This is a genomic window from Leptolyngbya sp. FACHB-60 (assembly GCF_014695775.1).
In the GTDB taxonomy this organism is placed as follows: domain Bacteria; phylum Cyanobacteriota; class Cyanobacteriia; order Phormidesmidales; family Phormidesmidaceae; genus Nodosilinea.
Genome location: NZ_JACJOX010000011.1, coordinates 139,364 through 148,636, shown reverse-complemented (window position 1 = coordinate 148,636; position 9,273 = coordinate 139,364). Strand labels below are relative to the sequence as shown.

Below are 9,273 nucleotides of genomic sequence, written 5' to 3'. Positions count from 1 at the left end.
TTGGCTGGAGGTGTTCCCCGTTCCTCAGTTGGAAAAAGGTTTTCAGGCGCTCATTGGGCTTATGAATCTGTTTCCAGGCGCGTCTCTACCGACCTCACAACTACTTTCCTCCGCCTAGAGTCATTGAAGAGCGATAGTGCTCAACCAAGCAACAGGTAACAGGCATGCCTCAAACCTGTTACCTGTGACCTTATACTCCAGGCTTCCATGGCCTGTCAAAACCCGAGTTGGTTGACTGCTAGTCTGTGAATCCCAAGCCCTGTAGCTGAGCTAGGAGCTACGCTTCGGCCAAGCTAGCCTCGACTACATTGGTGGCAAAGCTTTGGTAGGCTGCCCCAATCTGTTTCGCTAAAGTGTCGGGAAAGAGGTGGAAGGTGCCTGCCTTTAACGCGGTGACAATGCCTTCGCTAACTAGCAGTGGCGACTCAGCAATGTCTGCCAACCCAGCATCTTGAGCCATCTCGGTGGCAATGGGGCCGGGATGAACGCTAACGACAGCGGTTCCCTGAGCGGACAGCTTCTCACGCAGCGCTTGGGTCATGGAATAAGCGGCGGCTTTAGAGGTTGAATAAGTAGCGAAGTTGGCAGAACTCTTCAGCGAGGCCACCGAGTTGAGCTGCACAAAGGCACCGCCACCATTGGCTTTAAGCACTGGGGCAAAAGCCTGGGCCATGCGCATTAGTCCCACCACATTCATCTCAATCTCGAATTGCAGCGCCTCGATCGCATCCTTTGCTAGTGGGCCAGCATTGCGCAGCACGCCTGCATTGTTGACTACCAGTTCTACATCGGTCGCGGCTTGGGCGGCATGCAAAATGGTCTCTGGCTGAGCCAGATCTATATGGATGGGGACGATGCGATCGCCGTGCACCTCTACCAACGGAGTGACTGAATCTAGATTGCGCACGGCGGCGTAGACCTTAGCGGCCCCGTGCTGAAGCAGAGATTCCACAACAGCTTTGCCAATGCCACGGTTAGCACCCGTAACTAGCGCTACTTTGCCAGAAACATCGAAACCCATAGGAAACATCCAGAAATAGGTAAGTTTGAGAAAAAACGGACAGCTGTAGCCAGAGGAACCCTGAAAACCACCGATGGAGGCCGTTTTAAAGTTGTTTAGAACGACCTTTCCATAGATTATGTAGACAGGTCTGTCTATTTGTCAGCATGTTTTCTTGCATCTCAAAATCTCCTTCGGTTTATGGATCCGCGTGCCCGTGTATTAAGATGTAGACAAATCTGTCTAGTGTTCTGTTTATGGCCCGCTCGGCTTCTTCGCAACCCTGTGCTCGCGATCGCATTTTGGCAAAGGCCTCTGAGCTGTTTTACCAAGAGGGCGTCCACAACGTTGGTATCGACCGCATCATTGCTGAGTCGGGGGTGGCTAAGATGTCGCTATACAACCACTTCAAGTCAAAAGACGCGCTCATTGCCGCCTGTTTAGAGGAGCAGCGCAACAGCTGGCGGGTCTGGTTTCAAGAGGCGATCGCCCGTCACGCTGTGGCCTCAGGGCAGCCGCCTGTTTTGGCTGTCTTCGACGCCCTTAAGGAATGGTTTGAGCAGTCTAACTTTCGTGGCTGTGCCTTTATCAACTCGGCGATAGAGCTGGTGCACCCTGAGCATCCAGCTTACCAAGTCTCCCTTGAGCATCAGAGGGCCGTTACTGACTACATGCTGGCTCTCATCAATGAGGCCAACCTGCCTAACCCCAAGGAACTAGCTGATCAGATTATGATTTTGATGCAGGGGGCTACGGTAGTTGCGATGATGCAGGGGCACTCCCAGGCCGCTGACCAAGCAAAGGCAGCGGCGGCTGTTCTCATTGGGGCCAGCGTATAGAGGCCGTTCTTTTAGCCCTCTAAAGCAAGACGGGCGTTGATCGCTAGGGTTTTGAGGTCGTCTGGCAGAGGAGCATGCCCAGGCTCCTGCTTGGTTGTCTGGCTCAACCACAGCAGGTATTCGATGTTGCCTGCTGGGCCGAGCAGGGGCGACCAGGTGAGCCCCTGGTAAACCCACCCAAGAGATTGGGCCGAGGCCAGCACGCTGGCGATCGCATCGGCCTGATCCCCAGGGTCGCGCACGACGCCTTTTTTGCCGACGCGATCGCGCCCCACCTCAAACTGGGGCTTCACCAGCAGCACCACCTCGCGCGGCGGCACCAGCAGCGCCCAAAAGGCAGGTAACACCTTAGTCAATGAAATAAACGACACATCCATCACTCCCAGATCGGGGCGGCGGTCATGCTCGCCGTAGAGCTGCTCGGGGGTAAGGTGGCGCAGATTGGTGCGCTCGCGCAGCACGACGCGGGGGTCTTGGCGCAGGGCCCAGGCCACCTGACCGTAGCCAACATCAATGCCGTAGACTTGCTCGGCCCCCGCTTGCAGCAGGCAGTCGGTAAAGCCACCAGTCGAAATACCGCCGTCCAGAGCAATCCGTTCTTTGGGCTCGATGGGGAACTCACTCAGGGCTTTGGCTAGCTTTTCGCCGCCGCGCGAGACAAAGGGCGATCGCGCCTTTACCAGCAGTTCCACATCCTCGGCGAAGGCCGTGCCCGGTTTATCCACAATGGCGTGGTTGACCTGCACCTCTCCAGCACGAATTAGCCGCTGGGCCTGCTGCCGCGATTCGCACAAACCCCGATCCACAAGCAGGGCATCTAGACGCTGTTTAGCCATGAGTGCTCCCTAAGCAGCGGTGCTGGGTTTGAGTCCCCGGCGGCTGGCAATTTGTTCGAGCTGCTGCTTGACCAGATCGAGCCGGGGTTTTGTGCTTTGGCGATCGTACAGTTCGCTAGCTTTCAGCAATGCTTGCACAGCTTGCCCATCAGTGCCCATATTGGCGTGGGCCAAGCCACCGTTGTGGAAGGCTTCGGCGCAGTCAGGCTCGGCCACCATTACAGCGGTGAACTGGTCAATGGCAGCGGGGTAACGGCCCTGGGCAAAGGCCGCACAGCCCGCCTCAAACTGACTTCTAGCGTCATCACCGATAGGGGTGGAAAGCTCCATCACCGGAGCCGGAAACAAGGCGCTGTTGCCCAGGGGGCGGCGATAGGCCCACACCATTACCCCCATGCCAAAGCCCAGCACAGCCAGCACCACCGATAGCCAAATCACCAGTTCCACAGGGTTCAATCTCCAACAAATAGACCAAAAACTGTTTAGACGTCTCTGCCAAGGGCTGAGGTCAACCCGACGATAGCACCGACTCTTAACCCTGCCGGAAAATCAGCGTCTCAACCTGAATAACCTAAAGGTATGACTCAGCACTCTAACCCTTAGCCCCACACTAACTATGCAACATGTTTTCAGGGGAATCGCGTTGGGCCTCAGGGGCCGCTCAAAGACCGTGGCCCTCAAGGGCCAATCTCTCTCCATTGCTCTATTAGTTGCAGGGGGCATGGCCCTAGCGGGCTGCGATCGCGCCTCAACCCCCGAGACGCCGGTTGAGCCAGCCCAAGAAGCCCCGTCGGCAACCGCCCCTGAGGACCAGTCTACGGCGATCGCCACTATCCAAGCCATTGTCGCCAACCCTGTAACGGTCACCCTCGGCCAAGGCGAGCCTGAGCCAGCCCAAGTTGACCAGGCCATGACCTACGGCGACCAAATTCGCACCGCCGATCAGGCCCTAGCCGAGGTGGGCTTAGTCACCGGGGCGATGTTTCGCATCGGCGGCAATGCATCCCTCACCCTGCAACCTAACCAGCTCCAGCTCGACGCCGGACAAATGATCACCTGGGCCGAAGGCGCATTGTCAGAACCCATAGACATTGTCACCCCCGCAGGCATTGCCGGTATTCGGGGCACCACGGTGTTTGTCAACATCGCAGACGATCCCAATGCCCCGATCGAAATTTTTTCTTGGGAAGGGGAAGTCGCCTTTCGGCTAGCGGACAGCGAGAACGAGGTGGTTTTAACCAGTGGCGAGCAGCTGTTTATATACCCAGGTGAGCAAGACATCGAATCGCTGAGTCAGCAGGTAAAGCCCCTCGATCGAGCTACCGCCCAGAAGCGTCTAGAGGAAAGCCGGCTCGTCAATGGCTTTGACCGCCCACTGCCGACACGCCCTGAGCTTGAAGCTACGGTCGATGCTCTGGAATAACCTGACGCCTGTATGAAGGTTGATGTGGGTTGAAGGGTACAACTGCTCATCGGCATCGTCTCGGCGATCGCCCCCAAATTGCTGTGGCAGCTAAGTATGGCAAAGATTGCTATGAATATGAGATGGCGGACGGCATTCGCAAGAGCGATCGCAAGCGCCCCACCCGTAAGGTAGACAGCGTGGCTTGACCCGCTTGCCCTTAAACTCCCAGCATCCCCTCAGCGGGCTCAACCTACTGAGGGGATTTTGCCTTACCAAACTAACTAGAGGTCATGGTAAGCAGCCTCATCTTAGGCAGATACCCACTCGCTCACTGGTAGGGTGGGCACTGCCAGCCCTACGCCTTTCTAAATGGATTGATTTCTAAATGGATTGATAAGGGTGAGTGTATTGTCTATTGTCTGGCCATCTTGAAGATCTTCGCTGTAGAGGCGATCGCACCCTATTTCAAGTGCGCTGGCAATGATCAGACTATCAAAGTAGCTATATTGATAACGTTGGGCAATATCTAAAGCTTTGCGAATAGTGTCCAACGAAACGACAGCTAGCTGATGCTGCTTGCTCAACTCATCAACAACAGCACCAATTTGGCGATAATCTAGCAAAAACTTGCGCTTTAGGGTATTGATAGTTTCATTCAAAACCTGAGTGCTGATCCAGGATTGGTTAACTTGCGTACATTCGCGAGCATGGTGCTGTTTGTCTGGCTCATCTTGAGAATAGCCATAGATAATGATGTTAGTATCGAGAAATGCTTTAGCGCTCATTCGCCTCGTCTCGATTAAATTTGAAGCCTTTAGTGTTTAGAGATACGGCTTGAAAACCACCAACGCTAGAGGTTGTTAGAGTTTTCACTTTAGATTGAGTACGTTGACGCACAAACTCCACAAACTCTAGAACTAAACTAGCCTCTTCTTCAGGCAGCGTTTTAACGAGTTCATAAATGCTTTCTGCCGTGCTCATCAATCCCTCCTAAAACAGTAGGGTGGGCATTGCCCACCATTCACCTTTATCGTAAACAGCCATCCCTACGAACGGCTAAACGGCATCCTCGGCGGGGCGGTTTTTCACATCAGGTCAATTTCTTCGGGGGTGAGGCCGTAGGCTTGGTTGACCAGCTTAGAGATAGGGTGCTCTAGCACTAGGCCATTGCAGCGGGGCTGCTGAATGGGCAGGGTGTAGCCGGTACCGTTCTCTAGAGTCTGCACCCACTGTAAGAGCTTTTGGTATCGCGCCGCACTGCGGCGGGGAACAGAAATCCCCTGAGCGCTTGGCTCAAAGTTTTTTCTTAAAACAGGCGGCGGCTGGGCTGGGGCATGCCGCTGGCATCGGTTAAGGCTACCTAACGTTATTGTCGATCTTGACTCAAACTGCCAGATTGATGAGTTCCTTTAGCTATATTTACAGTGCAAAACAAGCTCTAGCGTTTTTGTGGACGAAATCGGCGAAGATCTAACAGACTATGAACTTAAGGGTGTTAAACCGAGCATGGTTAAGCCCACTAGGCTAGTAATGACCACTAAACCCACCTCAAAAAACCCTCTTACCCTCTACCCAGCTGATTTCTCTCCATAAGCTCGCTCAAGCCCCATAGAAGATCAACCATGAGTGCATCGATACTTTTTATTCAAAAACTCAATCATTCAGCCAAATTCCCTGGCTATTTTGTCGCCAGCACCGCCCCCCACAACGTCGAAGATGACCCCCTCGATTACAGCACCTCATCTAGCGTCCCTATCTCTGCAAGCCCTGAATCCTACATTCAAGAGATGGCCAGCTATCTCAAAGAACATAAGGGCAATGCAGAAATCTTGGTTGTCATCCACGGCTATAACACCAACACAGACTCCGTCAGAGAATGGTTTGACAGCATTCAAGAACATATCGCCCAACACTATCAAAGCCGCGCCAAAGGCTTTGTGCTGATCGGCTATCGCTGGCCCTCAGAACAGATTATCCCCAGCGAGTTGACAAAAACGGGAGAAAATAAGCTAAAGATCTTAAGCACCCAACTAAAAAACTATAAAAATGCACTACCTTTTGTGCCAGGTCTTCTTTTTGTTGTGGGCTTTACAGGCTTATTAATTAGCTTTATATCCTGGTTGTTTGGCTTGTTTTCGACCGCCGCTCAAATTCCGGGTACTGTCCTTTCTTTGATCATTGCCGGCCTAGCGACGGCTGTTGCTCTTTTGTTTTTTGCCCCCATATTGACCATTATCCTATTGCGGTTCGTCGTCTACTTTCGAGACAACTATCGGGCCAACAATTTTGGCACCCCGGACTTGGTAGAGCTGATGCGTCAAATTGACTATACCTTGACCAAAGATGCCCCTGAGGCAGAAAAAGATTGGGGTAAGAGCCGCATCAAGCTATCGTTTATCGGTCACAGTATGGGGGCCTTTGTCGTCACCAATGCTGTACGCATTCTTTCGGATGTGTTCGATGCAAGATCTGTTGGCACCATGAGCACTGCCGACACTCAAAAAAAGCCCTCGCCTGCTGTCGGCAACGTATTTTGCCTCAGCCGTTTAGTGCTAGTTTCACCAGATATTCCCGCCGAAACCATCATTTCTGGAAGAGCCAATTTTCTCCAGTCTTCCCTACGCCGATTTGAAGAGGCCTATTTGTTTAGTAACGAAGGCGACATGGCCCTGCGTTTGGCCTCTACAGCGGCCAACTATTTTTGCTATCCTTCGAAAACTCGAGCTGGCGGCTACCGCCTTGGCAATGTCACCGTTAGAAGATCTAGAATAGGGCCAAAAGAAGAGGGTAAAGAACAGCCCGAAGATTACGGTATTCTGGCGAGACTTCCCAATGGGCTGTTAGTTAAACTGCAAGATATGTTGACCAGCCAAGGGCACGTACAAAGTGCTATCTGTGGCGGACAGCTGGCAAAAGTTGAGGGCAGTGCGATCGTCAACCTTCAAGGCGAGATGCTTAACTATTCTGAGTATGGTCAAATGATCCCTCTCTACGAGGTGCTGCACGATTTTCTTGAGCCCCATAAGCTTCAAGCCAGCAAGATTGATTGTTTGCAGCAGGGGCAGATCGTTAAGCTCCCCAGTGGAGAAATCGCTTCACTTCAAAACAAAGCCAATAGCTACTGGCATTTCGAAGCAATTAAAGAAAATCATTTTTGCCGAGTCCAGGGCGACAAATTATTTGCTTTTGACGACGCTCAGTTTGTTTTGCTCGAACGGGGACATATCGCCCGAATCAAAGGAGAAAATCTAGAAATCTTCGAAAAAGCTGAGGGCCAATCCATGGCCTCGACCTATGGAGAGCCCATCAAGATTAGCAGTGATCAGCTAGCTGTATTTAGACATGGAAGGTTTTTCAAATACCAAGACCAGGAGGAGATCGCCGAAGAACCCCTAGCTATTGAAGGCAGGATCTTTATTACCTGGCGTTTTCCCCTCGACTACAACTATATCCGCGAGAAAACCCCAATGTCTGCGCGGCAAAGAAGCGTTGGCTTAGCACCTGGAGAAACCCCTATCGGTGAACTCTTTAGCTTCTTTGACTGCACAGACTATGTCGAACCCAACGCAGACAAAAAACTCGTAGGTGTACTGAGCCACGCAAAGCGAAAAAAATCTTTGAGCATCGGCGATTACTTCTCCTTAACACAAGACTACTTTCGAGGACGCATTGACACCCACGGCGGGTACTTTGACAACGCTGATTTAGAGCGCCCCTCTAGGCCCGAGGCCAGCTCTTCTAAGTTTGTCATCTATGGATTGGCCAGCGTGGGCTTCGAGAAGCTTTTAGATGAGCTGAGTGAGCAAAACACCTTCACGCAAGATCAACATTTGACTGCTCTCTACGCCCAGACTTTGAGCGATTTGGCAGAGCATTGCCCAAACTCCTCAGCAGAACAGCGCCGGAGAATTGCCCTAACTCAAGTGCTGTCTGGCATTTGTCAGAGAAAGCAAATTCAAGTGCTGCTATCAAGGAAATGCTACGAGGAAAACGTTTTGGGGCTTGAATGAAAACTACTAATCCTAGGACGGCTGTATTATGAGTACAGTCACACTTCGTTACAATCTCTGACCATGGTTGCTGAACTGGTTTCCCTCTCGCTGGCGTCGATCGAAAAGCACACCTGGACTTGGCGGGGCCATGCGATCGCCTACACCGTCGCAGGTGAAGGAACACCCATCGTTCTCATTCATGGTTTTGGGGCCTCCCTCGGCCACTGGCGCAAAAACATTCCCGCTCTGGCAGCGGCCGGGCACCGGGTCTATGCGATCGATCTGCTGGGGTTCGGCGATTCGGATCAGCCGGAGATGCCCTACACCCTCGACCTTTGGCAAGACCTGCTGGCCGATTTCTGGGCTGAGTTCATAAACACCCCAACGGTCTACGTCGGCAACTCCATCGGTGGGCTGCTGACACTCATGATGTTGGCCAACCATCCCGACAAAGTGAGGGCTGGCGCTGTGCTCAACTGCGCCGGTGGCCTTAACCACCGCCCCGAGGAGCTGTACCCGCCGCTGAACTGGGTAATGGGAGCTTTTACCTGGCTGGTGAGTTCGCCCCAAGTTGGGCCACTGGTGTTTAATCAGGTGCGCCGCAAGGGTCGCATTCGCAGCTCGCTTAAACAGGTGTACCGCAACCCCGCCGCCGTCACCGACGAGCTAATTGAGATGATCTACACCCCTGCCTGCAAGCCCTCAGCGCAAAAGGTGTTCGCCGCCATCGTCACCGCACCGCCGGGGCCAAAACCCGAGGAGCTGCTGCCCAAGATTACTCAACCTCTACTGGTGCTCTGGGGCGAAAACGATCCCTGGACGCCAATCAAAGGCGCTGAGGTCTACCGCCAGCTGGCAGACGATGTAGCACGTCCTAGCCTAGTTACCTTCCACGGCATTGCCGACGCTGGCCACTGCCCCCACGACGAGCGCCCCGAGGTGGTCAATCCACTGCTGATAGACTGGTTGGACACGCTGCCCAAAGCTTAGTTGTAAGACAAAGCGGCGGTTGGGTGAAACGAAGTGAATACCCAACGGTGAGGGGGGTGTGGGGTTCTGCGATCGCGCCACCCAATCTACACCGGCCTAGCCATGCCCCATGGTCAATCATAAGAATTTCGTAATCTCTATGACTATTACCTGGCCGATCGACCTTAGAGTGAGTTAAAACCCGATTAACTTTCACTGTCTGCTGTCGTTC

At 53.1% G+C, this 9,273-nt stretch carries 11 protein-coding genes; 5 read left to right on the top strand and 6 right to left on the bottom strand.

All coding sequences use genetic code 11. The annotated features are described in order from the left end of the window. Window positions 1–277: 277 nt before the first annotated feature. On the bottom strand, window positions 278–1,021 hold the full coding sequence (locus H6F57_RS03265; protein WP_190629552.1) for an SDR family oxidoreductase: 744 nt from the start codon (window positions 1,019–1,021) through the stop codon (window positions 278–280). Window positions 1,022–1,257: 236 nt separating this feature from the next. On the opposite strand from H6F57_RS03265, the gene H6F57_RS03260 reads away from it, so the two are divergent. Further along, window positions 1,258–1,839, top strand: a complete 582-nt coding sequence (locus H6F57_RS03260) for a TetR/AcrR family transcriptional regulator (RefSeq protein ID WP_190629550.1) — start codon at window positions 1,258–1,260, stop codon at window positions 1,837–1,839. A gap of 11 nt (window positions 1,840–1,850) precedes the next feature. Here the strand turns inward: H6F57_RS03260 and H6F57_RS03255 are convergent, their stop codons facing one another. Beyond that, the gene (locus tag H6F57_RS03255) at window positions 1,851–2,675 is read right to left on the bottom strand and encodes a TlyA family RNA methyltransferase (protein WP_190629548.1); all 825 of its coding nucleotides are present in this window, start codon (window positions 2,673–2,675) and stop codon (window positions 1,851–1,853) included. Window positions 2,676–2,684: 9 nt separating this feature from the next. Beyond that, window positions 2,685–3,122, bottom strand: coding sequence for a hypothetical protein (locus H6F57_RS03250; RefSeq protein WP_190629546.1), 438 nt, complete (start codon window positions 3,120–3,122; stop codon window positions 2,685–2,687). A 169-nt stretch (window positions 3,123–3,291) separates the two neighbouring features. Here H6F57_RS03250 and H6F57_RS03245 point away from each other — a divergent pair, with 169 nt between their 5' ends. Then, the gene (locus H6F57_RS03245) at window positions 3,292–4,098 is read left to right on the top strand and encodes a FecR family protein (RefSeq protein WP_190629544.1); all 807 of its coding nucleotides are present in this window, start codon (window positions 3,292–3,294) and stop codon (window positions 4,096–4,098) included. A 29-nt stretch (window positions 4,099–4,127) separates the two neighbouring features. Then, on the top strand, window positions 4,128–4,286 hold the full coding sequence (locus H6F57_RS03240; RefSeq protein WP_190629542.1) for a hypothetical protein: 159 nt from the start codon (window positions 4,128–4,130) through the stop codon (window positions 4,284–4,286). A gap of 159 nt (window positions 4,287–4,445) precedes the next feature. Here H6F57_RS03240 and H6F57_RS03235 read toward each other — a convergent pair whose 3' ends face one another. From H6F57_RS03235 to H6F57_RS03225, 3 genes are all read right to left on the bottom strand, one after another. Continuing rightward, window positions 4,446–4,865 (bottom strand): PIN domain-containing protein, encoded by a 420-nt coding sequence (locus H6F57_RS03235; RefSeq protein WP_190629540.1) that lies wholly within the window; start codon window positions 4,863–4,865, stop codon window positions 4,446–4,448. After that, window positions 4,855–5,061 (bottom strand): hypothetical protein, encoded by a 207-nt coding sequence (locus tag H6F57_RS27100; protein WP_199289869.1) that lies wholly within the window; start codon window positions 5,059–5,061, stop codon window positions 4,855–4,857. Before H6F57_RS27100 ends, H6F57_RS03235 begins: the two co-directional genes overlap by 11 nt. A 104-nt stretch (window positions 5,062–5,165) precedes the next feature. Beyond that, window positions 5,166–5,306 carry a hypothetical protein gene (locus tag H6F57_RS03225; protein WP_190629581.1) on the bottom strand — a complete coding sequence of 47 codons (141 nt, stop codon included), beginning with the start codon at window positions 5,304–5,306 and terminating at the stop codon, window positions 5,166–5,168. Between the two features lie 396 nt (window positions 5,307–5,702). On the opposite strand from H6F57_RS03225, the gene H6F57_RS03220 reads away from it, so the two are divergent. Both H6F57_RS03220 and H6F57_RS03215 read left to right on the top strand, forming a co-directional pair. Next, window positions 5,703–8,090, top strand: a complete 2,388-nt coding sequence (locus tag H6F57_RS03220; RefSeq protein ID WP_190629538.1) for an alpha/beta hydrolase — start codon at window positions 5,703–5,705, stop codon at window positions 8,088–8,090. A gap of 63 nt (window positions 8,091–8,153) precedes the next feature. Beyond that, window positions 8,154–9,062, top strand: a complete 909-nt coding sequence (locus H6F57_RS03215; protein ID WP_190629536.1) for an alpha/beta fold hydrolase — start codon at window positions 8,154–8,156, stop codon at window positions 9,060–9,062. The last annotated feature ends 211 nt before the right edge of the window (window positions 9,063–9,273 follow it).